Source organism: Devosia sp. A369, from assembly GCF_054489345.1.
Genome location: NZ_JBTMWV010000013.1, coordinates 1 through 25,079, shown reverse-complemented (window position 1 = coordinate 25,079; position 25,079 = coordinate 1). Strand labels below are relative to the sequence as shown.

Here is a 25,079-nt window from a genome sequence, read left to right as displayed (position 1 = left end):
GTCCCGGTGATCCAACCTGCGGGTTGACCAAAGCACCGCATGGATTGCCGGGACAAGCCCGCAATGACGTGGGGGCGTTAAGTGGCCGCCACAAACACCGCCATATCCTCCAGCGTCGCCGCCTCGCTCGCCGGCTTGTCCCATCTTATCCGGCTAATCCGCGGAAACCGCAGCGCCACCCCCGACTTATGCCGTGCACTCACCTGCGCCGAGTCAAACGCCACCTCGAATACCAATTCCTTTTTCACCTCGCGCACCGGCCCAAAGGCCTGCACCGTATTGGCCCGGATCCACTTATCCAGCAGCTTTAGTTCCTCATCGGTAAAGCCGAAATACGCCTTGCCGATGGGCACGATCTCGTTGCCCTTCCACACACCGAATGTGTAGTCCGAATAGAACGAGCTGCGCTTGCCGTGCCCGCGCTGCGCATACATCAGCACCGCATCCACCACATTCGGATCGCGCTTCCATTTGAACCAGAACCCCTTGGGCCGCCCCGGCACATAGGGCGAGGTCTTGAGCTTGAGCATCACCCCCTCATGCCCATGCTCATCCGCCCCTTGCCGCCGCAACCGCGCCAACGCGTCCCAATCGGCAAACGGCAGCACCTCGGACAGATCCAGCCGCGTCTGGGGATTGGCCAACAGCCACGCCTCCAGCCGCGCCCGCCGCTCGGTCCAGGGCAACACCCGCACATCCTCGCGCCCGTCAAACAGCATGTCATAGAGCCGGATAAAGGCCGGGCTCTCCTTGAGATGTTTTGCCGACGCCACCTTCTTGTTCAGCCGCTGCTGCAAATCATTGAACGAGCCCGGCTCAAAATCTTTGCCCACCAGCAATTCGCCATCCAGCACCGCAATGCCCTGCACATTGTCCACAATGTCGGGAAACGCCGCCGCGATATCATCCCCCGTCCGCGAAAACAGCGACACCGTCCCCCCGCCCAGCACCAGCTGCACCCGGATGCCGTCCCATTTCCACTCCGCCGAAAAATCCCCGGGATTGAGCCGACTCAGATCTTTTTCCTCATCAATCGGATTGCTCAGCATCAGTGGATGAAACCGCGCCGACTGATCGATATCGGGCCGCGCGGCCTTCCCATCCAGCCAGGCAAACAGCTCCAAATAGGGCAGTTTGATGCCGTGCCAGACCTCCTCGATTTCCTGCACCGGCACGCCACTCATCTCGCTCAGCGCCGTCTTGGCCAGCCGCGCTGACACCCCGATGCGCAGCGCTCCCGTTGCCAGCTTCACCAGCGCCCAACGCTCATTGATCCCCGCCTGCGTCAGCAGCCCGGCGATCAGCTTCGGCAATTCGCTCTTGGAGGTGGTGTTGAACAGCTCGATCAGATCGGTCAGCGACGGCAGATCGCCCATCGCGCCATGATGCGGCCAGATCAGCGCGATGGTCTCGCCCAGATCGCCGACATAGTCGTAGCTCATGGCGAACAGCGTCTCGTCCACCTCGGCCAGCACAATCTCCTTGAGCAGCGCCGGCTTCACATTGCGGAAACTCAGCGCCCCGGTGAGCACCGCCAGCGCATAACCACGATCGGGGTCCGGCACCTCGCGAAAATACTGCGTCAGCGCCGTCAGCTTGCGGGTGCGCGATGGCGTCAGCGCCAGCAGCTCCAGCAATTGGGCAAAGCGCTTCATGCCTCCTCCCCGCCGTCGTCCTCGAAGCCCTGGATATTGAGCGGCTCAGCTTGAAGCCCCTGCGTCCGGCACCAGTAGACCAGCGCATCCTCACGGCCATGCGTCACCCACACGGTTTCCGCCTGGGTTTCCTTGACGGTCTGCAGCAGTTCGCCCCAGTCGCAATGGTCCGAAATTACCAGTGGCAATTCCACCAGCGCCTGCCTGGCCCGTTGCTTGACGCTCATCCAGCCCGACGCCTGGCAGGTCACCGGATCGGGAAAGCGTCGGCTCCAGCGGTCGCGAATGGCCGAGGGCGGCGCGATGACGATCTGCCCGGCAAACGCCGCCTTGGGCACATCCAGCGCCGGCCGCAACTCGCCGAGCGACACGCCGAGTTCCTCATACAGCGCACAGAGCCGCAGCATCGCCCCATGCAGATAAATCGGCTGGTCCCACCCGACGTCGCGCAGCAGCGCGATCACCCGCTGCGCCTTGCCCAGCGCATAGCACCCCACCAGATGCGCCCGCTCCGGCTGGTCGGCCACCGACTGCAACAGCCGCGCAATTTCGACGCTGGGATGGGGATGCTGGAACACCGGCAAGCCAAATGTCGCCTCGGTCACCAGCAGGTCGCATTGCACCAATTGATAGGGCTGCGCCGCGCGGTCGGCGAGCCGCTTATAGTCGCCGGTGACCACCACGCGCTGCCCGGCCTGCTCCACCAGCACCTGTGCCGAACCCAGAATATGCCCGGCCGGCACCAGCGTTATGGTGACATCATCAATGCGCAGCGGCACGCCAAATTCCAGCGGCTCGAACCGCCCGGCGCAATCCGCGCCATAGCGTGTCTGCATGATGGCAATGGTATCCGGCGTCGCCAGCACTGCCCCATGCCCGGCCCGCGCATGATCGGCATGGCCATGGGTAATAATCGCCCGCTCCCGCGGCACCGCCGGATCGATATAGGCATCAATCGCCCGAATATGCAGCTGATGATCAAGGATCTGGGCCATGGCCCAGACTAACGCAGTTCAGCGCAAGTGGTTCGAAAATGGATCACCAAAACAAGCCCGGTGATGACGCTGGGGAGAGATCGTGCCACAGCGTCATTGCCCGGCCTGTCCGGGCAATCCATCTTTCCCTCACATCACCTTGGTCACATCCAGCAGCCCCGGCCGCTCCGCATTGGCCGCCGTGATCGCCGCCTCGCCGCCCAGCACCACTACATGCCCCTGCCGCGCCACCGCGTCCACGGCCTCGGCCAGCCGCTTGAAATCGGCCTCGGTGGTGCTCAAAATCTCGTCGCGCCGCTGCTGGCGGATCGCGTCTGTCGTCCCGGTCAGCTGCCGCCACATCGAGGAATAGCCCTTGGCATCGGGGAATTCATAACCATCCACATCCCCGATCACCCCGATGATCGAGCGCGTCAGATCATTGGCGCCGATCCCGGCATTGAGCGCCTTGCTAGCCCCGTCATAGGCATCCAGCGTCTTGAGCAAATTCGGATCGCGGTACGACAGGAACGAGAAATTCCCGCTGGTCAGGTCAAACCGGCTCGAGCCGCCATAGGCCCCGCCCTGCACCCGGATTTTGTCCCACAGATAGGTGGTATTCAAAAACTTCAGCACCACGCTCGATGCCCCGGTCAGCTCAAACCCGAGCGCCCGCAAATTGGCGCCCTTGCCGACATAATTGACCTGCGCCGGAATGATCAGCCCCTCCGACTTCGGCGCAAATTTCACGCTCCAGTCGGCCAGCCCCACCTCCGCATTCGGCAGCCGCCCAAGGAACCCGGCAAGCTCCCCCTGTGCCCGCTCCCGCAGCGCCCCATCGGCGGTCACATTGACCACCATTCGCCCACGATTGAACAGCCGGTCGCGGATGGTTTTCAGCGTCGCCGCCACCCCGTCCCAATCGCTATCGATCCGCGTCACCAACCCGCGCAGGAATTGCAGATAGCTCACCCCGCCCAATTGCTCGGCAATCCAGCTCGCCTCGGTCAGCCCGGATTTCAGCCGCATATCTACAATGGCATTGCCGCTTGGCACCAGCCGCGCTTCGAAGCCGGCCTTTTCTTCCAGCGCCATCTGGCGGAAGCGCTCGCGATTATCCAGCTGCGCATCGAGCAACACGTCGCCCATGATGGCGAGCATTTCCTCAAGCTTGTCCGGCACCGCCTTGCCCGAGAGGAAGAACCACGCAGCACTCCCCTCGCCGCCCTGCAGCGTCGACAGGCCCCGATGCTGGGCAATGCCGCCCGTCGACCGCCCGATGCGCTGCGTCAGCGACACGAAATCTTCCTTGCTGGTCCCGGTCTGCAACAGAGCCCGCCCGAACAGTGGCAGATAAGGCAACAGGCCCTTATCCAGCACATGCAGATCGAACCCCAGATCGAGATAGACGATCCCCAGCGTCGGTAGTTCGTGATTGAACAGCCGCGCCCCGCCCAGCGTGCCGATATCGATTGGCACCGTGCGACTTTCGCGCGGCAGATCGCCCAGCGTCAGCGTCGGAATCTTGGCCAGTTCGGCCGGATCATCCACCTCTTCCTGCAGCGCCTTGAGCCGAACGGTTTCGGCCACCGTCGCCTCCAGCGCCGCCCCATCCAGCCCCTGCCGCACCCCGGCCAACATCGCCACCTCGTCGGCCACCTCGCGCGCCCCCTGCTCCGGGTCGGCGCTCAGGGTCACGGTGGTGCGGTGCGTATTGTCGAGGAAAAGACGGCGGATTTCGGCTTCGAAATGCCCCGCAGCAGCCTGCTGCTTCAGCGTCGTCAACGCCTCTTCGAAATGCAGCGCCGCCAGCGGATCGCCGTCATGCAGCCAGACCCCCAGCGCGTTGAACATGTAGATCATGCCGCGCGGGTACGAGCCGGTATTGTTCTCGCGCAACGAGAACTCAAACGTATTGGCCGCCGCCTCCAGCTGATCCGCAGCAAAGCCAGTCTCGGCAATCTCGCCCAGCGTCTTGAGGATCAGCGACTCGACTTTTTCGGCGTCGGCCGGGTCGATCCCCTTCATACCAAAGCTGGCCATCGGCTGGCGCAGCCCGGCGCCGATGCCGCCGCCGGTCATGCCCTCGCCCAGCCCCGATTCTGTCAGCGCCTTGCGCAATGGCGCCGCCGGATTGCCAGCCAGCAGATAGCTCAGCATGCCATGGCTCAGCACTTCGGCGCGGTCGGCGGGCGGATCGAGCATCCAGTTGACCGACACCATGCCGTCGCGCACCTTGCCCGCTTCCTTGGTGCCGGCGTAGGTGGCGACGATGCTGCGCGGCGCATTGAAGCGCGGCTGCAATTTCACTTCGGCATCCACCGGCGCCCGCTCGAACTGGCTGAAATACGCATCCAGAATCGCCAGCCGCTCTCCGGCATCATCATCGCCCGAGAAGAACGCTCGCGTATTGGACGGGTGATAATAGGTCTGGTGGAACGCTTTGAACTGCTGGTAGCTCAGCGCCGGAATTGCCTTAGGGTCGCCGCCCGAGCTTTTGCCATAGGTCACATCGGGATAGAGCGAGCGCTGCGACAGGTCGCGCATCACCGCATCGGGCGAGGAAAACACGCCCTTCATCTCGTTGAACACCACGCCCTTATACACCAGCGGGCTGGCGGTGTTCTCCAGCTCGTAATGCCAGCCTTCCTGCCGGAACGTATCCTCGGTGATCAGCGGGAAAAACACCGCATCGAGATACACGTCCACCAGATTATAAAAATCCTTCAGATTCTGGCTGGCCACCGGATAGGCGGTCTTGTCCGGAAAGGTCATGGCGTTGAGGAAGGTGTTCAGGCTTCCCTTGATCAGCTCCACAAACGGCTTGCGCACCGGATATTTCCGGCTCCCGCACAGCACCGAGTGTTCCAGAATATGGGCAATGCCGGTCGAGTCGCTCGGCGGCGTCTTGAAGGTGATGCCAAACACCTTGTTCTCGTCGTCATTGACCAGGCTCAGCACCTCGGCCCCGGTCTTTTTATGCCGGAACAATTGCGCCCGCGAATTCACCTCCGCGATCTGTTCGTCGCGGATGAGGTCGAAGGCTTCGTGCTGGGACATGGAGATAACTCGGCAGGTTCTAGTGTTCGGCACAAGGTAGGGATGCTTGGCCGGATGCGCTAGGGGCGATGCAAGCTCTCCCACGCACTGAGCAGTCCCCCGCCCCTGAGGGGCGAGGTGAAGAAATACCTCAAACCCCGCCGCGGATTTCAGGCTTTACTGCCGTGGAATACCATTGGGCCAGCTCGCCCATCAGCGCCGGGAACAGGCTCTTATGCTCGCTCGCCGCCACATTGTCGGCCAGCTGTTCCGGCTTGCTCACCCCGGCGATGATGGTGCTGACCTGTGGATGATCCAAAATCCAGCGCAGCGCGAACTGGCTCATTGCCATGCCCTCGGGCGCCAATCCGCGCAATTCGTTCACCAGCTCCACCCCGCGCTCGAAGCGCAGGCCGGAAAAGGTCTCACCCACCGAAAAGGACTGCCCATCGGCATTGTAATTGCGGTGATCGGAGGCATCGAAGCGCGTATTGCGATCATACTTGCCGCTCAGCAGCCCGCTCGCCAGCGGCAGCCGCACGATAATGCCGACATCGCGCTCCGCCGCCTTGGGCAGCAAAACCGTGGCGGCATCCTGACGGAACAGATTGAAAATGATCTGCAGCGTGGCGCAGCCTGGCTGCTCGAGGCACAACAACCCCTCGTCAATGGTCTCGACGCTGGCGCCCCAATGCCTCACCAGTCCTTCGGCCTGCAACTCATCCATCCAGCCGAAAATCGCCCCATCTTCCAGCACCGCCGGCGGCACGCAATGCAATTGCGCCAGATCGAGCGTCGCTACCCCCAGCCGCTGGGCGGACGCCTGAAGGCTCGCCCGCACCCCATCCTTGGAATAATGATCGGGATAGAGCGTACCCGAGCGTCCCAATTTGGTCGCCACATGCACGCCCGGCCCCTTGCCATGGCTGCCGATGCGGCTTTCGCTCAAGCCACCGCCATAGACGTCGGCCGTGTCCCAGAAACTCACCCCTGCCGCATTGGCCGCGTCGAGAATCGCCGAGGCGGTGTCATCCCCCACCGGGCCAAAATCCCCACCCAGCTGCCAGCAGCCCAGCCCGATTTCGGAGACCTCGTAGCCCGTCTTGCCCAAGCGCCGTGTTTTCATCTGTGCGTTCCTGTTGCCATGCTGCGCCGTCCCAAAACAGCGCCCCCCGCCGATGCGGGGGTAACGGGATGGGCCGGAACAAGTTCAGTCGGACCAGCCTGCTGACCCTATTCGAAAAAATCCGGATGCTCGGCGATGGTCTGGTTGAGCAGCACCTCGGCGCGCGCCAGATGCGCCCGCATTGCCAGTTCGGCCGCCGCCGGATCGGCCTTGGCTACGGCGGCGACAATGGCCTTGTGCTCGTCAATGGCCCGCTGTGACGACGAGGCGCCCAGCGTCAGATAGCGCACCCGGTCGAGCTGCATCTTGTGGTCGTCGATCAGCTGCCAAGCATATTCCACGCCCGCCAGCCGCGACAGCGTGCGGTGAAACAGTTCGTCCAGCGTATGAAAGCGCCGGCTGTCATTGGCCGAAGAGGCGGCTTCCTGGTCGGCGATCAGGCTCTGCAGCACGCCCGCTGCGTCATCACCCGGATGCGCCGCCACCCGGCGGATGATTTCTACCTCGATGGATTCGCGGATGAAGCGCGATTGCCGCACGCCTTCGGGCGAGATTTTCTTGACCACGGTGGCCCGCTTGGGCCGGATCAGCAGCAAGCCCTGCTGCGCCAGGCGGATAAACGCCTCGCGCACTGGCTGGCGCGACACGCCATAGCGGCCGGCAATATCACTCTCGGAAATCACATCACCGGGCTTGAGCACCATGGTGACGATATCGTCGCGTAGCGCGCCAACGACGCGCATCGCCATGGTCTCCTCACCTGCTTCCAGCACGCCCGCCGCCACCTTACTGTTTCCTTCCACGACCATGAGCGTATTTTCGCCGGTAAGTCACGCTCGCTGCCGAATTACCCACGGCTCATTCAGCGCCGCGGGTGGGGGCTTTCGCCCCCTATAGTTCGATCCCGGCCTCTTTCAGCATCGCGTCGATATAGATCCGCTCGCCATTGCGCGCGATCGACTGGTTGGCGGCAATGCCCGTCAGGATCGACCATGCCCCCGACACCTGGTCCGACGCCCGGCCATATTCGTCGGCCGGCATATTCTGCGGGTCAAACAGATAGCCCAGCATGATCGGGTCGGCACCGCCATGGCTGCCCTTGCCTTCCCACACTTCGATCTGCTGCGGCAGGCCCCCGGCCAGATGCAGCTCGGTGGTCACATTATGCCGCTCTTCCTTGTCGCGCTCGCCGCCGGCAAACACGCCATGCACTTCGATATGCTTGTGGGTCAGCTCGCCCTTGGTGCCGTGGAATTTCACCTCCAGCCCTTCCCAGGGCGAATAGGCCACCAGCGTATAATTCAGCGAAGCGCCCGAGGCATATTGCGCCTGCACCTGCATGGTGTCCTCGATGGTGATGTCATCGGCAAACACGCATTTGTCGCGCCAATAGCCGTCATCGCCCTCGCTGTCGAGATACAGCGCCTTAAGCGGTTCGTCCTTTTCGAGGTCCATGAAGAAATCACATTTGGCGGCCACCGGGCAGGTATGGCAGCGCTCGCCATGGCCTTCCAGCCCCAGCTTGATCGCCATTTCCGGGGTGTAGAAATCCAGCTTGCCGACCGCCGATACGCTTTTCGGGGTCGAGCCGGCCCACCAGTTGAGCAGGTCGAAATGGTGGGTGGATTTATGCACCAGAAGCCCGCCCGACTTGTCCTTGTAGCGGTGCCAGCGGCGGAAATAGTCGGCGCCATGCACCCGGTCGAGATACCAGCGGAAGTCGATGGCGGTAATCTCGCCGATCACCCCGCTCATCAGCATGTCCTTGAGCTGGGTCCGTGCCGGCGAATACCGATAGTTGAAGGTCACCGTCACCGACTTGCCGCTCTCGCGCTGCGCATCGAGAATGCGCTTGAGCTTGGCGATATCGATGGTCATCGGCTTTTCGGTCATCACATTGCGGCCCGCCTTGAGCGCGCGCACAATGTATTCGTCATGCAGATAATCCGGCGTGGTGACGATCACCGTATCGGGCTGCTGCTCCTCGAGCATCCGGTCGAAATCCTCGGCCAGATAGGTGGCGATGCCATTGCCACCCTTATTGGGCACCTTATGCGCTGACAGGGCCAGCCGGCTCTGGTTGATGTCGCAGAGCGCTACCAGTTCGGCGCTGTCGGCATGGGTTTTGGCTACGGCTTCACGGAACATCTGGTGACGCCCGCCGGTCCCGACGATGGCGAATTTCTTGGTCATGTCTAATGGAATCTTGCTGCTGGAAAGGGCCTCACGGCCCGGTGCTATCTTCCATACAAGATTGATCATCTCGCTGCGCGTGTCAATGCCGCCGTGCTCCTCGCACAGCGTCGTTCCGGCGAAACCCCGCCGCCGGAACCGCCTGACAAAGCTGAAAAACCTACTGGCTGAACGGCACTGATGCGGTCAGCACATTGCCCGAATTGTTGAACTCGACCTCGAAATCCACGGTGATCTTCCCCTCGACCAGCAGAATGCGGGACCCGATTCGCACATCGCTGCCGCCTCGGTCCTTCTGCTGCTCGCGCAGGTCGAAGCTGATCTGCCCGCCGCGTTCGCGCCCGATGGCGAGGCCGGTAAAGCCGGCATTCGAGCTCATCGCCGCTTCATAGCGGGCTTCGGCGTCATTATAGGCGATGGTGCCGCTGATCGAGAGCGTGGCGTCCACCAGCGTACAACGCCCGGTATAGTTCACCTTGCTCTGATTGCCCTTGGCGATGGCCAGCCGGCAGCGGAACGGCTCAGCCTTGCTGCCGCCGACCAACGCGCCTTCACCGCGCCAATCCCCAATATAGGAGGTCAGCAACGCCAGTTGCGGTTCAGCGGCCTGTGCCGGCAGCCCAACCAGCTGGGTCGCCAGCAGCGCGGCGCCAATCGTCAACATCTTCTTCATCGGGAATGCCCCTCCACCGCCTTGAATCAGCAGATTCTGTTTATGTCTGCCAGTGCTGAGATACCGAAGCCAATAAGAATCTGCCACACCTGACGCCGATGTTACCAATTCGCTACCGAATGGCCGGTAGAAATATTGAAATTCGCGGATTTGCCCCGCGCTCAGGATGACCTGAACGCGTCGAAATGGAAATGGTTGTCGTGAAGTCCTCGCAAGCACCGATTATTGATGCCCGCAATGTAGACTACAGCCTGGAGATTGCCGGCCGCCCGCTGCACATCCTCCGGCGGGTCAGCCTGCGGGTCGAACCGGCCGAGGTAGTCGCCATCGTCGGCCCTTCGGGCAGCGGCAAAACCTCGCTGCTGATGCTGCTGGCCGGCCTCGAGCGCGCCAGCGCCGGGCAGGTCATGGTGCATGGCTCGGAGCTGGGCGGCCTCTCCGAGGATGATCTGGCCCGCTTCCGCCGCCGCACCATGGGCATCGTGTTCCAGAGCTTTCACCTGATTCCCTCGCTTTCGGCCCTCGACAATGTCGGCCTCGCCCTCGAAATCGCGTCGCCCAAACTGTCCCAGGCCCAGATCCGCGAGCAGGCAGCCGCTGCGCTCGACGCTGTCGGGCTCGGCAAGCGGCTCGACCATCGCCCTTCGGCCCTGTCGGGTGGCGAGCAGCAGCGCGTTGGCCTGGCCCGCGCCATGGTCGCCAATCCGCCCTTGCTGCTGGCCGACGAGCCCACCGGCAATCTCGACCAGACCACCGGCGCGCTGGTCGTCGACCTGATGTTCGATCTCGCCCGCAAGCAGGGCACCGCCGTCGTGCTCATCACCCATGATCCCCATCTGGCCGCCCGCGCCGACCGCATGCTGACCATGACGGCGGGTCAACTGGTCGAAACCCCGGTGACCGTCTGATGCGCGCCATCTGGGCCGCCATCCGCATTGGCCTGTTGGATATGCGCGGCGATCTGCGCCGCTTCCTGCTGCTCGTGGTCTGCCTTGCCGTTGGCACTGCGCTGATTGCCGGCGTCAATTCAGTCGGCGCCAGCATCACCCGCGCCATTGATGACGGCGCCGCCGAATTGATGGGCGGCGACCTCGAGCTCTCCCGCGCCGACCGGTTGGCCACGTCCGAAGAACTCGCCACCATCGCCGGCTTCGGCACCATTTCCAGCGTCATCGATACCAATCTGCGCGCCGAGAGCTCCATCGGCGATGCCTTTGTCGATCTCTCCGCCGTTGGCCCCACCTATCCTTTGCTCAGCCGCGTCATCAGCCCGCAGCTGAGCAAAGGCGCCAGCCTCGCCGAATTGCTCGCGCCGCACGACGACATCCCCGGAGCACTGGTCGATCCGCTGCTGCTCGACCAGCTCGGCATCACCGTTGGCGACAGCTTCAATCTCGGCGGCACCCAGTTCGAAGCGCGCGGCACGCTGACCAAGCTGCCCGACAGCGCCGTGCGCGGCTTCCGCCTTGGCCTCACCGCGCTGATCACCACCGAGGGCTTCGCCAAGGTCTCCGACCGCTCCTCCCCGCTGCCCGGGCTGGGCACCTGGTATCGCTACAAACTGCTGCTCAATGACCGTGACGCCGATGCCGGCAAGCCCGCATTGGAGGCCCTGGCCGATAGCGGCTGGACCGTGCGGTCTGCCCGCGACGGGCTGGGCGATATGGTGCGCTATTACGACCTGTTCATGCGCTTCCTCGTTATCGTCGGCCTCGGCTCGCTGCTCATCGGCGGCGTCAGCGTCTGGACTGGCATGCAGGCCTATATCGCCGAACGTGCCAGCGTCATTGCCATCCTGCGCAGCATGGGCGCCGGCCGCAGCCGCATCTTCCTGCATTTCTTCGCCCAGGTGGCGGCGCTGGCCGCTGTCGGCGTCGGCATTGGCCTCGTCATCGGTGGCGGCGGCGCCTTCCTCGTGCTGCCCACCATTGGCGGCGCCGTCGGCATCGACCTCGTCCCCGCCCTCCATCTCCAGCCGCTGCTGGTGGCCGCTGCCGCCGGACTGGTCACCGCCTTCGCCTTTGCCTATCTGCCGTTACAGCAGGCCCAGGCCATCCGCCCGGTGCTGCTGTTCCGCTCCAAGGGCCTGTCGGCCCCGCCCATCGACTGGCGCGCTTTGCTGTTCTCCTGGCAGTTGCTGCCGCTGATCGCCGCCGCCATCGCCTTTTTTGTCCTGGCCTGGCTGATGACCGGCGATGCCGTGTTGGTCGCCGCCTTCGGCCTTGCCGCCGCCGCTTCGGCCATTCTGTTCGAGCTGTTCATCCGCGCCATCCAGTTCGCGCTGGACCGCCTCCCCGCGCCGCGCAACCGGATTTTCCGCCACGCTCTGCGCGCCATTTCCGGCTCCGGCCAGAACGCGGCCTCGGTGGTGGTGTCGGCCGGGATGGCGCTTGCCATGCTGATTGTCGTTCTGGTGCTGCAAGCCAATCTGCGCCAGGAATTTCTCGGTGCCTCGGCCTTCGACGTGCCCACGCTGGTCGCTTCCGACCTGTTCTCCGACGAAGTCGAAACCCTCACCACCATGGCCGGCGCCGACGCCGAAATCACCAGCTTCGTCGCCACCCCCATGCTGCGCGGCGCCCTGACCGAAATCGCCGGCGCCCCCGCCGAAACCGCCCGCACCCGTGGCCCCGAAGCCACGTTCCTCTTGGCTGGCGAAGTGCCCCTCACCTTCCGCGCCGAGCTGCCCGCTTCCTCGCGGCCGGTTGCCGGCGCGTGGTGGCCATCCGACTATGCCGGACCCGGCCTCGTCTCCCTGCATCAAAGCCTGCGCTCCGGCCTCGGCGTTGATCTGGGCGATACACTCACCTTCACCATTTTCGGCGAAGCCGTGACCGTCACCATCGCCAGCTTCCGCGATTATTCCTGGCAGGGCGGCATCGACTTCCTCGCCACCTTCTCGCCCGGCGTCATCGAGCAATATCCAACCACCCTGTTCGCTGCCGTCACCGCTGCGCCCGGCCATGAAGAAGCCGTGACGCGCCTGCTCGCCAGCGAACTTCCTGACATCCGCTTTATCGCCATCGGCGACACCCTCAAGCAGATCACCGACGCCCTGAGCCAACTCTCCTTCGCCGCCGTGCTGGTCGGTGGCCTCGCCGTCGGCAATGGCCTGCTGGTCCTCGTCGGCAGCCTCGCCACCGGCCGCCGCCAGCGCGAAGCCGACACGGTGATCACCAAGGTGCTGGGCGCGACCCGCTTCGAACTGCTGGCCACGGCGTTCCTGCAATATCTGATCCTGGCCACCCTCGCCGTGCTGCCCGCCATTGCCCTGGGCATTGGCCTGGGGTGGCTGGTCAGCATGTTGCTGCTCAACGTCGAATTCACCATCGGCAGCGACGCTTTGGCCGTGGTCCTGCTCGCCGCCATCGCCATCACCGCGTGCCTCGGCGCCCTGACCATCCTCCGCGCCGCCTCGGCACGGCCGGCACGATTGCTGCGGGATTTGTGAGGCGAATACCGGTTGGGGACAAAAGCGCCCACACCCCAACCGGAGCCTTCCCCAATTCCCCGAATCGCCATCGTCGGTGCTAACAGTCGGTTACCCAACTCGAACCCTCGCGTGACTCCCGACTGACCGGGACGTATCCCGCCAATCGGAGACCGGATGAAGGTAGCAATCGACATGGGCGTCACCACGGGCGCCGCGCCCGCGACGCTCGATCTCGAAGAGCTGCTGGCCACGCGCCTGTTGGTGCAGGGCAATTCCGGCTCAGGCAAATCGCATCTATTGCGCCGCCTGCTCGAGCAATCGGCCCCCTGGGTGCAGCAATGTATTGTCGATCCCGAAGGCGATTTCACCACGCTGTCGGAGCGTTTCGGGCATCTGGTGGTCGACGCCACCCGCACCGAGGCCGAGCTGACCCGCATCGCCGCCCGCGTGCGCCAGCACCGCGTTTCGGTGGTGCTCAACCTTGAAGGCCTGGACGTCGAGCAGCAGATGCGCGCCGCCGCTGCCTTCCTCGGCGGCATGTTCGATGCCGACCGCGATTATTGGTATCCCGTCCTCGTCGTCGTCGACGAAGCCCAGCTGTTTGCCCCGGCCGTTGCCGGCGAAGTCTCCGATGAAGCTCGCAAGCTCTCGCTCGGCGCCATGACAAATCTGATGTGCCGTGGCCGCAAGCGTGGCTTGGCCGGCGTCATCGCCACCCAGCGCCTAGCCAAGCTGGCCAAGAACGTCGCCGCCGAAGCCTCCAACTTCCTGATGGGCCGTACTTTTCTCGATATCGACATGGCCCGCGCCGCTGACCTTCTGGGCATGGAAAAGCGTCAGGCCGAACAGTTCCGCGATCTGGCACGCGGCCATTTCGTCGCCCTCGGACCGGCCATTTCGCGCCGGCCGCTGCCGATCACCATCGGCGACGTGGAAACCTCGGCGCGCTCCACCAGCCCCAAGCTGACGCCGCTGCCCGACGCCCCGCTCGATGCTGCCGACCTGATCTTCACCGCCGATCCCGACGAGCTGACACGCCCCATCGTGCGCCGCCCGCCGCCGCCCGCGCCGCCCTCGACCAATGAATTGCTGGCCCAGCTGACCCGCGCCCGTCCGCAGGCGGAAGAAGCCCCGCAATCGCTATTCCCCGAGATCGACGAGGCCGAGCGCGAGGCGCAGATCGACGCCATCATGGTCGAATTGCTCGGCGACCCCGACGCCAGTTTCCGCACCGTCGCGGTGCTGTATCAGGATTTCCTGGTGCGCTGCCGCATCCGCCGCGTGCTCGGCGAGCCGCCGGCTTTGCCCGCCTTCAAGCGCAAGCTGGCCGTCGCCCGCGTCGCCCCCGATGCCGAAACCGCCGGCAGCGATGCCTGGCAACAGGCGCTGAGCCTCTCCGAAACCCTGACCGATGACGTGCAGGGCGTGTTCCTGGTGCTGGCGCAGGCCGCCGTCACCAACGCCCCCTGCCCCTCCGACGCCACCCTGGCCCGGCTCTACGGCACCCACTCGGCCAGCCGCGCCCGGCGCCTGCTGACCTGGTTCGAGGAACGCGGCCTGCTGGTCGTCCGCCTCGACTTCCGCAACAACCGCGTCGTCGCCTTCCCCGATTTCGGCGCCGAAACCGCCCCCGGCGACCCCAATGGCCCCGACGCCATGGTCGATTTGCGCGGCGCAGCCGAATAAGCCGCTAAGCGCTCCCATTCACCATGTCGTCCCGGCTCAAGGCCGCGGTGGACCGCGTTTGTTGAGGGACTAGTCCTCCTCGACAAACACCTCATTGCGCTTGCGCCGAATGCTGGGCAGCACGGCAATCAGCACGGCCAGCAATGCCAGCCCCAGCAAGGTCGCCGAGATCGGCCTGGTGACGAAAATCATCGGATCGCCGCGCGAGATGATCATCGCCCGCCGCAGATGCTCTTCCAGCAGCGGCCCCAGCACGAAGCCGAGCAGCAGCGGCGCCGGCTCGCAGCCGAAGCGGATCAGCACATAGCCGACCACCCCGAAAAAGCCGATGGCATAGACGTCATAGATATTCTGGTTGATCGAGAAACAGCCGATACAGGCGAACAGCACGATGGCCGGGAACAGCGCCCGATAGGGGATCGAGAGCATCTTTACCCACAGCCCGATCAGCGGCAGGTTGAGCAGCACCAGCAGGATATTGCCGATCCACATCGAGGCGATGATGCCCCAGAACAGCGCCGGCTGGTCGTTGATCACATTGGGACCGGGGGTGATGCCCTGGAGGATAAACGCCCCCACCATCAGCGCCATCACCGGATGCGCCGGAATGCCCAAAGTCAGCAGCGGAATAAAGCTGGTCTGCGCCGCCGCGTTATTGGCCGATTCCGGCCCGGCCACGCCCTCGATGGCGCCATGTCCGAATTGCTCCGGCGTTTTGCTCAGCCGCTTTTCGGCGGAGTAAGAGGCAAAGGACGAGAGGATATGTCCCCCGCCCGGCAACACGCCGAGCAGCGAACCAATCACGGTGCCGCGCACCACCGGCCCGATAATGCGTTTGAAATCATCCTTGGTCAGCCAGAGATTTTTGACGGCTTTGACCATCACGTTGCGGCCGCGCTCATCTTCGAGATTGCGCAGGATTTCGGCAACACCGAACACGCCCACCGCCACCGAGACGAAGTTCAGCCCGGAATAGAGTTCGCGGACGCCGAAGGTGAAACGCGGCTGGCCGGTATAGATATCCTGGCCCACCATACCGAGCAGCAACCCGAGCACGATCATGCCCAGCGCCTTGAGAATCGAGCCATGCGCCAGCGCAATCGACACCAGCAGCCCCAGCACAATCAGCGCGAAATATTCCGGCGCCCCGAAATTGAGCGCCGCTCGGGCAAGGGGCGGGGCGAAAAAGGCCAGCAGCAAAGTCGCCACCGTGCCGGCAAAAAACGAGCCCAGCGCCGCCGTGGCCAGCGCCGGACCGGCGCGGCCTTGCTTGGCCATCTGGTAGCCATCGATGGCCGTCACCGCCGAGGAGCTTTCACCCGGCAGGTTGATCAGGATCGCCGTGGTCGAGCCGCCATATTGCGCGCCGTAATAAATGCCGGCGAGCATGATCAGCGCCCCGGCCGGCGACAGCGAAAAGGTAATCGGCAGCAGCATGGCGATGGTCGCCGTCGGCCCGATGCCGGGCAGGACGCCGACCAGCGTGCCCAGCAGCACGCCGATGAAGCAGTAGAGAATATTGATCGGGTCGAGAGCGACCGAAAAGCCCAGGCTGAGGGAAGCAATGATATCCATGATTGTCTCCTACAGACCCAGCCAGGGGCCGAACCACGGCACGCTCATGCCCAGGCCGATGACGAAAATAAGCGTGCACAGCACGGTGAGCGTCACCGCCAGCAGCAGCGAAAACACGATGGAATTCAGCTTGCTCGACAGCGCCGCCGCAAAGCTCGAAATCATCACCACCGGCACAAAGCCTAGGCCCCGAATTGTTGCGGCGAAAAAGATGATGACGCCGATGATCAGCGCCATGCCGCGCCAGGGTGGCGCCAGCAACTCGTCGGGATCAGGCTTTTTCCAGCCACCCGCCGCCACGCCCAGTCCCAGCGCCGCCAGCACGCTGCCCAGCAGCAGCGGCATGAAGCCGGGGCCCATGCGAAAGGCGGTGCCCACTTCATAATTCAGCGCTTCCAGCGCGAAATACGCCCCCGCCGCGACGAACAAGCCGCCCGACACAAGGTCCTTGGTCGAAAAACTGGTGGCCATGGCCGCCCTCCCTCAATGTTCCGGCAGTTTGCTCCACCCACCAAAATCCCGGGGTTGCTCCCCGGAGGTCACGGCCCGCAGCATGCTCCGCGGGCCGTGTCGGTGAATGAAGGCGTCAGGCGCGCTTAGTCGGCATAGACGCCGGCAGCGTCGATCACGCCCTTCCACAGGGCGATCTGGCTCGACAGCGTCTCAGCCAGAGCGGCTGGCGTCGCGTTTTCCTTCGACTCCGGATAGGTGCCCAGTTCAGCAAAACGGGCGCCCACGGTCGGATCAGCCAATGCGGCCTGCAGGGCCACGGTCAGCTTGTCGATGATGGCCTGGTCGGTGCCGGCCGGCGCATAAAGCCCATGCCAGATGCCCACTTCCAGATCGAGCCCACCTTCCTTGGCCGTCGGCACGTCAGGCAGTGCGGCGATGCGCTCGGGCGTCGTCGTCGCATAGGCTTTGATTTCGCCGCTCAGGATCTGGTTGGTGGTGTTGGTGGTCTGGTCGCACATCATGTCCACCTGGCCGCCGAGTAGATCGGTCAGCGCCGGGCCGGTACCCTGATACGGCACGGTGGTCATCGGTGTATCCACCGCTTCCATCAGCAGCATGCCGCAGAGCTGGCTGGCCGCACCAATACCGGCATTGGCATAGGTGATGTCTTCGCCATGTTCCTTGATGTAGTCGATCAGCTCAGCCGTCGAGGTCGGCGGGAAGTCCTTGCGGGCGACCAGCACCATCGGCACTTCGGTCACCAGCCCGATCGGCGCGAAATCGGCGATCGGATCATAGGGCAGGCTGCGATAGAGCGACGGCGCGGTCGACATGCCGATATGATGCAGCAGCAGCGTATAGCCGTCATTGGCCGCATCGGCGACCTGACCGGCTCCCAGCGTACCGCCGGCCCCGCCAACATTCTGCACCACGACTTGCTGACCCAGATTGGCGCTCATCGCCTGTGCCACGAGACGCGTCACCGTATCGGTGGGACCGCCGGCCGAGAACGGCACGACGATGGTCACCGGCTTGGTGGGATAATCCTGCGCCATGGCCGAACCGGCAAAGCTCAGGCTGGCCAGCAGGGCACCGGCGACCCAAGTGATTGCGGTTTTTTGCATTGTTTTTCCTCCCGAAAATGTGAGGCGACGGCTCCCCGCCATCCCTCACGCCGTTAACTAGCAAGCCGCGTGCCAAGCGAAATTAGCAAGGCAAATATGCAGAATTGGCACATCGTGATAGACCATTCGGCAAAATCTTGCCGAAGCCATGGCCGAAGTTCGGCAAAATTTTGCCAAGGAGCCCATTTGAGCAGCCGCCTGTCCCTGCGAGACCTGTTGCAGCGCGGCCCCCTGGTGCTGGCGGGCGGCGCGCTGACCATCATCATCATCACCGGCTGGGCCGCTTTCGAGCTGTCGCTGGCCAACGCGCTCGCCAATGCCTCGGGCCAGGCCAACCGCCGTCTGGCGCTGTTCGACCGCACGCTTGAGGCCATCATCGAGCGCTTCCATTACTTGCCCTCCAGCCTGACCCTCGCCGCCGAAGTTGGAGCCATTCTCGCCGACCCCGGCAATGCCGAGCTGCGCGAGGATGCCAATGGCTTCCTCTCCAAGCTCAACAATACCGCCGGCGCCAGCGAGCTGTTCATCATGTCGCGCGATGGCGGCGTCGTTGCCGCCTCCAACTGGTGGGCCTATGACAGCCTGGTGGGGCAGAATTTCTCCTATCGCCCCTATTTCGATGAAGCCATGCATGATGGCGACGCCAAATTCTACGCCGTGGGCATCGCCACCAGCGTCGCCGGCTATTTCCTGTCGCAGCGCGTCGACGGCCCCGAAGGGCCGCTTGGCGTCGCCGTGGCCAAGATCAATCTGGGCGAGATCGAAGCCAACTGGTGGCGCTCCGGCGAGCTGATCGGCATTGTCGACACCAACAATGTCACCATCCTCTCCACCCGACCCGACTGGCGCTATCGCCCGCTGACCCCGATCAGCCCCGCCGCGGCCAATCGCATCGCCGGCGAGAAACGCTATGGCGAAACCGGCGTCGGCAGCGAGCCGGTGGCCGCCGATATCTGGCCCTCGCGCGGCACCCGCTTTGCCTATGTCGCCGGCAGCGATCCCGAAACCGCGGGCCTCTTCCTGCTCGATGAGTTGCGCCTCCCCACCCATCAGTGGCGCATCGTTTCCTTCACCCCCACCGGCCCGCTGTTTCGCAGCGCCTGGACCGCCGCGCTGGCGGCCGCCCTCGCCGCCGCCGCGCTGCTGCTCATCGTCGCCTTGCTGGTGCAGCGCCGCCGCATCGTCGGCCAGCGCCTGGCCGAACATGAGCGCCTCGAACAGCGCGTCGCCGAGCGCACCGAAGATCTGCACATCACCAATGAGGCGCTGCGCGAGGAAATCGCCGACCGCATCCGCGCCGAAACCGCCCAGCGCGAGGCCCAGCATGGCTTGGTGCAGGCCGCCAAGATGGCCAGCCTCGGCCAAGCGCTGGCCGGGGTTGCCCATGAGGTCAGCCAGCCGGTCGCGGCGCTGACCACCCATATCGCCAGCGCCAAGCTGATCGCCGCCCGCCACAGCGACACCGATATCGGCGGCATTCTGGCCACCATGGACAAGGTGGTCGATCGCCTCGCCGCCCTCACCGGGCACCTCAAGACCTTCGCCCGCAAGGAAACCCGCGTCGAGCTGCAGGCCGACCCTGCTGCCGTCATCACCAATGCACTCGATCTGGTCGATCACAAGCTGCGCGCCTTCGGCATCGACGTCGAGTATCACCGCCATCGCGGCCAGATCGCCGTGGTCGGCAATCCCATCCACCTCGAACAGGTGCTGATCAACCTCTTCGCCAATGCTGCCGACGCCATGGAACACAGCGCTATCCGCGTGCTGTCCATCGGCCTGCGAAAATCCGCACGCAGCGTCGAAATCGCCATTTCCGACACCGGCTCGGGCATCGCCGCGAGTGAACTCGCCAATCTGTTCGACCCGTTCTACTCCACCAAGGAAGCCGGTCGCGGTCTCGGGCTCGGCCTCTCCATCTCCTACGGGCTGGTGCGCGACATTGGCGGCGCCATCACCGTACAAAGCCGCCCCGGCCAGGGCAGCACCTTCACTGTCCGCCTGCCCCTCGCCGCCCAGCCCGCATCGACCAAAGAAGTGTCCGCATGACCGACCCGACTGTCCTGATCGTCGACGACGAAGAAATGGTGCGCACTGCGCTCGAGCAATGGCTGTGCCTCTCCGGCTTTGCCACCCATGTCGCCAGCAACGCCACCGAAGCGCTGGCGATGCTCGATGACATCCGCCCCCAGGTCGTCCTCACCGATGTGCGCATGCCGGGCCTGTCCGGTCTCGACCTGCTGCGCAGCGTGCGCGAGCGGGCCTTGGCATCGGAGGTCATCCTGATCACCGGCCATGGCGACGTGCCGATGGCGGTGGAAGCCATGCGGGCCGGCGCCTTTGATTTCCTGCAAAAGCCCTATGTGCCCGACCAATTGGTGAAGACCCTGCGCCGCGCCGCCGAACAGGCCAGCCTCAAGCGCGAAGTCGCCGAATTGCGCCGTCAGCTCGATGGCGGCGAAACCGAACTGGCCACCCGCATCGTCGGCTCCTCCCGGGTCATGGAAGATTTGCGCCACGCCGTGCGCGAACTGGCCGCCATACCCACCGATGTCATCGTGCTGGGCGAAACCGGCACCGGCAAGGAGGTCGTGGCGCGGTGCCTGCATGATTTTTCCGCCCGCGCCAAAGGCCCCTTCGTCGCCGTCAACTGCGCCGCCATTCCGGCCGAGCTGATCGAATCCGAGCTGTTCGGCCATGAGGCCGGGGCCTTCACCTCGGCCCGCGACAAGCGCATTGGCAAGTTCGAATTCGCCAATGGCGGCACGTTGCTGCTCGACGAAATCGAATCCATGCCGCTGCTGGCCCAGGCCAAGGTGCTGCGCGTCATTCAGGAGCGGCTGGTCGAGCGCGTCGGCTCCAACCGCCAGATCCCGCTCGATGTCCGCATCATCGCCGCCTCCAAGGTCGATCTGGCGGCCGAAAGCGAAGCCGGCCGCTTCCGCGCCGATCTGTATTATCGCCTGCATATGGCAACCATCCACCTCGCCCCCTTGCGGGATCGCGGCGAGGATAGCGTGTTGTTATTCCACTATTTTCTTGGGCAAGCCGCCGCCCGCTTCAACAAGCCGGTGCCGGTGCTGCACCCCGCAGACATCAATGCGCTACTGGTCCACAACTGGCCCGGCAATGTCCGCGAGCTCAAGGCCGCCGCCGACCGCTTCGCCCTCGGCCTCGACGCCACCGGTCGTTCGCTCGACACTATTCTCGGCCCCAAGGCCCGCCCCATCCCCTCCACCGCCAGCCTCGCCGACCGCATGGCGGCCTATGAACGCCATATCATCGAAGCCGAACTGGCCCGCCACGGCGATAGCATCGCCGCCGTCGTCGACGCCCTGCAAGTGCCGCGGCGAACGTTGAGCGAGAAGATGGCGCGGCTGGGGGTCAGGCGCTAACGCCCTTGCCCTATCCCCCACCTTCCGCCACACACACCCCATGTCCCTACCGCCCCTTCCTATTGATGATGCCCTGCCGGCCCTGCACGCAGCGCTGGCGGCCGGCCCCTATGCCGTGCTGGTCGCGCCGCCGGGCGCCGGCAAGACCACCCGCGTGCCGCTGGCGCTGCTTGACGCCGCCTGGCGCGGTGATCGCCGCATCATCATGCTCGAACCGCGCCGCCTGGCCGCCCGCGCCGCAGCGGGCCAGATGGCGCGGCTGCTGGGCGAGGAGGTGGGCCAGACCATCGGCTATCGTGTTCGTATGGATAGCAAAATCTCTGCCAGGACCCGGGTTGAGATCGTCACCGAGGGCGTGTTCACGCGGATGGTGCTCGACGATCCTGAGCTGAGCGGCACCGCTGTCGTGCTGTTTGATGAGTTTCACGAGCGCAGTCTGGATGGCGATCTGGGGTTGGCGCTGACCCTGGATGCGGCGGCGTTGCGCCCCGATTTGCGGGTGCTGGTAATGTCGGCAACCATCGATGGCGGCAGGGTTTCCCGGCTGCTCGGCGATGCGCCGGTGATCGAAAGCCAGGGCCGCACCTTCCCGGTGGAAACCTTCTATAGCGCGCCCGATCCGCTGCAGCGGCTGGAGGATCAGGTCACCAGCGCTGTGCTCACGGCCCTGCGCGAGCATGAGGGTTCGGCGCTGGTGTTCCTGCCGGGACAGGGAGAAATCAGCAGAATTGCTGAAAAGCTCGCCAGCCGCGTTGCGGCCAATATCGACATCGCCCCGCTCTATGGCCAGCTCACCCCGGCCGAGCAGGACCGCGCCATTCGGCCGGCCGAGCCGGGTCGCCGCAAAATCGTCCTGGCCACCTCGATTGCCGAAACTTCGCTGACCATTGATGGCGTTCGCATCGTCATCGATAGCGGCTTTCGCCGCATCCCGGCCTATGAGCCGGGTACCGGGCTGACCACGCTGGAAACCCGCCGCGTCTCGCGCGCCGGGGCCGATCAACGGCGCGGTCGTGCCGGTCGAACCAGTCCCGGCGTCGCCATAAGGCTATGGCATGAGGGGCAGACGGCGGCACTGGAAGCCTTTGATACGCCTGAGATTTTGGCGGCGGACCTCGCCGGCTTTGCCCTCGATCTGGCCAGCTGGGGCGTGACCGATCCAGCCGCTTTGCCCTTCCTCGATCCGCCGCCCGCCCCGGCCTGGAGCGAAGCCATTGTGCTGCTCAAATCGCTCGACGCGCTCGATGACGCCGGCCATTTGACTGCTGACGGCAAAGCCCTGGCGCGCCTGCCGCTGCATCCGCGCCTGGCCCATATGGTGGTGGCCGCCGCCGCCGATGACGATGCCGGCACCGCCGCAAAACTGGCCGTATTGATCGGCGAACGCGGGCTGGGCGGCAACAGCATCGACCTCAGCCAGCGCCTCGACCGCTTCAAAACCGACCGGGGCCAACAAGCAAAGGCTGCCAGCATGCTGGCACTTCGCTGGCGGAATGCTGCTGGTGGCGGCGACGGCGGCAATCTATCCGCCGGGCATCACCTCGCCCGCGCCTATCCCGACCGGGTGGCGCAGGCTGCTGGCGCGCGCGGCCGGTTCCGACTCGCCAATGGTCGACAGGCCAGTCTCGACGCAACCGAGGCGCTGGCCGCCGCTCCCTTCCTCGTTGTCACCGATATCACCGGCGCCGCCGCCACCAGTCGCATCCGCGCCGCCGCACCGCTCGAGCGCGAGGATATCGAAACGCTGTTTGCCCACCGCATCACCGGCGAAACCGTGCTGGCCTTCGACGAGCCCTCGGGAAGCGTCCGCGCCCGCCGGGTCCGCCGGCTTGGCGCGCTACGCCTCGCCGATGAACCGGCCGCTGTGGAAGATGCCGAGGCCGCCGCCTTGCTGCTGGCTGAGGCTGCCGCCCGCCGTGGGCTCGACCTGCTGCCGTGGAGCCGCGACCAGAAGGCGTGGCGCGCCCGCGCCAATTTCCTGCGCTTCACCCTGGGCGACGAGTGGCCCGACCTCACCGCCGAGGCGCTGGCACCGAGTGTTGCCGACTGGCTGGCCCCCGCGTTGTTCGGACTGACCAAACTGTCTGAAATCACCGGCGAGGCGTTGCGCACCGCGCTCGACCTGCTGCTGCCTTATGGGCGGCGCCAGGATATCGAGGCGCTGCTGCCGAGCCATTTCACCGCCCCCACCGGCAATGCGGTGCCGATCGACTATTCGGCCGAAGGCGGCCCGGCCATCGAGATCCGCGTCCAGGAATTGTTCGGCCTGACGCGCCACCCCACCATCGCCAATGGCCGCATCCGCCTGCTGCTGGTGCTGCTGTCGCCAGCCCATCGTCCGATCCAGACCACCCGCGATCTGGTCGGGTTCTGGAGCGGTTCGTGGGCGGACGTCGCCAAGGACCTCAAGGGGCGCTACCCACGCCACCCCTGGCCCGACGAGCCCGCCAAAGCCAAGCCCACCGCCCGCGCCAAGCCACGGGGCACTTAGCTTCCCTCTCCCCTTGAGGGAGAGGGGTTCTGCGCTCGCCCATGCTTTGAGCTCACGAAAGCGACCCCTCATCCGCCCCTTCGGGGCACCTTCTCCCTCAAGGGGAGACGGCATGACAAGGCGGAAGCGAAGAAACAGGTCAAGACCCAGCTGTCAAAATGCATCATATGACCAACGTCATATTGCGCCAAACAACTGATACCGCTATATTTTCTTCATTCTTTTGCCCGTCCCATTCGTGGTCACCATCAATGCTTTGCGTGCCGCAGCTGCGCTTGTAACAGACGCAGCTGTCCACCATAGTGCATAACATGGATGACGCAATGAAACTCCCGCCCTACGTCGTGCGCCGCGGCACGGTGCTGCAATATGTCCGCCGGATCCCCGGTGATCTGGCACATGCCTATCCCATCCAGCGCATTCAACGCACGCTGGCCACCACCAATGCGTCGGAAGCCTATGCCGCGGCGGCGCGCATCACCACCGAACTCGACGCCCAGTTCGCCGCGCTGCGCCGCGACAAGGGCTTTGCCATTGGGATCATTCATGTCGATAGCTGGACTTGGCCGGATTGGGAACAACTGGCCGCATGGTTCAAGGCAACGCTGATCGAGGATGACCTCAAAGGGCTGCTCATGGGCCAAAAGGGCCATGCGGTCGCCGGCAAGCCGGAGCAACCTGTCGATCTCCGTCTGGCCTATCCCGATGCGCCAGCCCTGATCCAGCACGACAACCGGCTCAAGGACATGACCGTCGGCGAGTATGCCAGCGAGCGCTGCGCCTTCGTGCAATCAATCGTACGCCGGCTCGGGGTCCCAGTGTCGCAAGCCAATCCGTATTTTGCCCGTTTCATGGCCGCGGCCCTGGCCGCAGAAATCAGGTTTCTGGATGTCGCGCTGCGCTTTCGTATGGGGCAGGACGTGCAGCATGCCCATCCCGATACGGTGGCCGGTCCGTGGCAGGCCGAGATCGCCAGCAACACCGATGCGCAGGTGGCCCGGATTATGGGCTCGGCCAATGCCCGGCAGGCGACCGCCGGGAAATCTTTGTCTGATTGCCGCGCCGCTTATGCTGCCGAACGGATCCGGACCAACAAGCCGGCGACCAGCAAGCAATTGGACGACATGGATAAGACCATGGCCTGTTCCAGGCGCTGGCCGGGGTCAGCGATGTCGGTCTGGTGCAGCGCCGGCATATCATATCGTTTCGCGACCAGATGTATGACAGCGGCCGCTACGCCACCGCTTCAGTCAATAAGCGCA

At 64.5% G+C, this 25,079-nt stretch carries 17 protein-coding genes; 7 read left to right on the top strand and 10 right to left on the bottom strand.

The features are described from left to right. Positions 1-77: 77 nt before the first annotated feature. From ACX3OZ_RS15110 to ACX3OZ_RS15080, 7 genes are all read right to left on the bottom strand, one after another. On the bottom strand, positions 78-1,655 hold the full coding sequence (locus tag ACX3OZ_RS15110) for a cisplatin damage response ATP-dependent DNA ligase (RefSeq protein WP_459095549.1): 1,578 nt from the start codon (positions 1,653-1,655) through the stop codon (positions 78-80). Then, positions 1,652-2,650: a ligase-associated DNA damage response exonuclease gene (locus ACX3OZ_RS15105; protein WP_459104812.1), complete on the bottom strand. Its 999-nt coding sequence runs from the start codon at positions 2,648-2,650 to the stop codon at positions 1,652-1,654. Before ACX3OZ_RS15105 ends, ACX3OZ_RS15110 begins: the two co-directional genes overlap by 4 nt. Positions 2,651-2,779: 129 nt before the next feature. Further along, positions 2,780-5,689: an insulinase family protein gene (locus tag ACX3OZ_RS15100; protein ID WP_459104811.1), complete on the bottom strand. Its 2,910-nt coding sequence runs from the start codon at positions 5,687-5,689 to the stop codon at positions 2,780-2,782. Between the two features lie 130 nt (positions 5,690-5,819). Beyond that, positions 5,820-6,794 carry an aldo/keto reductase gene (locus tag ACX3OZ_RS15095; RefSeq protein WP_459104810.1) on the bottom strand — a complete coding sequence of 325 codons (975 nt, stop codon included), beginning with the start codon at positions 6,792-6,794 and terminating at the stop codon, positions 5,820-5,822. Between the two features lie 107 nt (positions 6,795-6,901). Beyond that, a complete protein-coding gene (locus ACX3OZ_RS15090; RefSeq protein WP_459095545.1) occupies positions 6,902-7,603 on the bottom strand; it encodes a GntR family transcriptional regulator in 702 nt (233 codons plus the stop codon). A gap of 82 nt (positions 7,604-7,685) precedes the next feature. Next, positions 7,686-8,987, bottom strand: coding sequence for a Gfo/Idh/MocA family protein (locus tag ACX3OZ_RS15085; RefSeq protein ID WP_459104809.1), 1,302 nt, complete (start codon positions 8,985-8,987; stop codon positions 7,686-7,688). 160 nt (positions 8,988-9,147) lie between these two features. Then, positions 9,148-9,660, bottom strand: a complete 513-nt coding sequence (locus ACX3OZ_RS15080) for a hypothetical protein (RefSeq protein WP_459095543.1) — start codon at positions 9,658-9,660, stop codon at positions 9,148-9,150. A 200-nt stretch (positions 9,661-9,860) separates the two neighbouring features. On the opposite strand from ACX3OZ_RS15080, the gene ACX3OZ_RS15075 reads away from it, so the two are divergent. From ACX3OZ_RS15075 to ACX3OZ_RS15065, 3 genes are all read left to right on the top strand, one after another. Then, positions 9,861-10,568 (top strand): ABC transporter ATP-binding protein, encoded by a 708-nt coding sequence (locus ACX3OZ_RS15075; protein WP_459095542.1) that lies wholly within the window; start codon positions 9,861-9,863, stop codon positions 10,566-10,568. Further along, positions 10,568-13,111 carry an ABC transporter permease gene (locus ACX3OZ_RS15070; protein WP_459104808.1) on the top strand — a complete coding sequence of 848 codons (2,544 nt, stop codon included), beginning with the start codon at positions 10,568-10,570 and terminating at the stop codon, positions 13,109-13,111. Before ACX3OZ_RS15075 ends, ACX3OZ_RS15070 begins: the two co-directional genes overlap by 1 nt. 156 nt (positions 13,112-13,267) lie before the next feature. Next, positions 13,268-14,779, top strand: a complete 1,512-nt coding sequence (locus ACX3OZ_RS15065; protein ID WP_459104807.1) for a helicase HerA domain-containing protein — start codon at positions 13,268-13,270, stop codon at positions 14,777-14,779. 69 nt (positions 14,780-14,848) lie between these two features. Here the strand turns inward: ACX3OZ_RS15065 and ACX3OZ_RS15060 are convergent, their stop codons facing one another. The 3 genes from ACX3OZ_RS15060 to ACX3OZ_RS15050 form a co-directional block, all read right to left on the bottom strand. After that, positions 14,849-16,354, bottom strand: coding sequence for a tripartite tricarboxylate transporter permease (locus ACX3OZ_RS15060; protein ID WP_459095539.1), 1,506 nt, complete (start codon positions 16,352-16,354; stop codon positions 14,849-14,851). A gap of 9 nt (positions 16,355-16,363) precedes the next feature. Next, positions 16,364-16,825: a tripartite tricarboxylate transporter TctB family protein gene (locus ACX3OZ_RS15055; RefSeq protein ID WP_459095538.1), complete on the bottom strand. Its 462-nt coding sequence runs from the start codon at positions 16,823-16,825 to the stop codon at positions 16,364-16,366. A gap of 125 nt (positions 16,826-16,950) precedes the next feature. Next, entirely contained in the window at positions 16,951-17,931 is a 981-nt protein-coding gene (locus ACX3OZ_RS15050; protein WP_459095537.1) for a tripartite tricarboxylate transporter substrate-binding protein, read from the bottom strand. A gap of 186 nt (positions 17,932-18,117) precedes the next feature. Between ACX3OZ_RS15050 and ACX3OZ_RS15045 the strand changes: the two genes are divergently transcribed. From ACX3OZ_RS15045 to ACX3OZ_RS15030, 4 genes are all read left to right on the top strand, one after another. Then, the gene (locus ACX3OZ_RS15045; protein WP_459095536.1) at positions 18,118-19,980 is read left to right on the top strand and encodes a sensor histidine kinase; all 1,863 of its coding nucleotides are present in this window, start codon (positions 18,118-18,120) and stop codon (positions 19,978-19,980) included. Beyond that, a complete protein-coding gene (locus ACX3OZ_RS15040; protein ID WP_459095535.1) occupies positions 19,977-21,326 on the top strand; it encodes a sigma-54-dependent transcriptional regulator in 1,350 nt (449 codons plus the stop codon). The genes ACX3OZ_RS15045 and ACX3OZ_RS15040 overlap by 4 nt, the downstream gene beginning before the upstream one ends. 40 nt (positions 21,327-21,366) lie before the next feature. Beyond that, a complete protein-coding gene (gene hrpB / locus ACX3OZ_RS15035) occupies positions 21,367-23,817 on the top strand; it encodes an ATP-dependent helicase HrpB (protein WP_459095534.1) in 2,451 nt (816 codons plus the stop codon). 323 nt (positions 23,818-24,140) lie between these two features. Beyond that, a partial coding sequence (locus ACX3OZ_RS15030; RefSeq protein WP_459104806.1) for a DUF6538 domain-containing protein occupies positions 24,141-25,079 on the top strand: 939 nt, incomplete at its 3' end.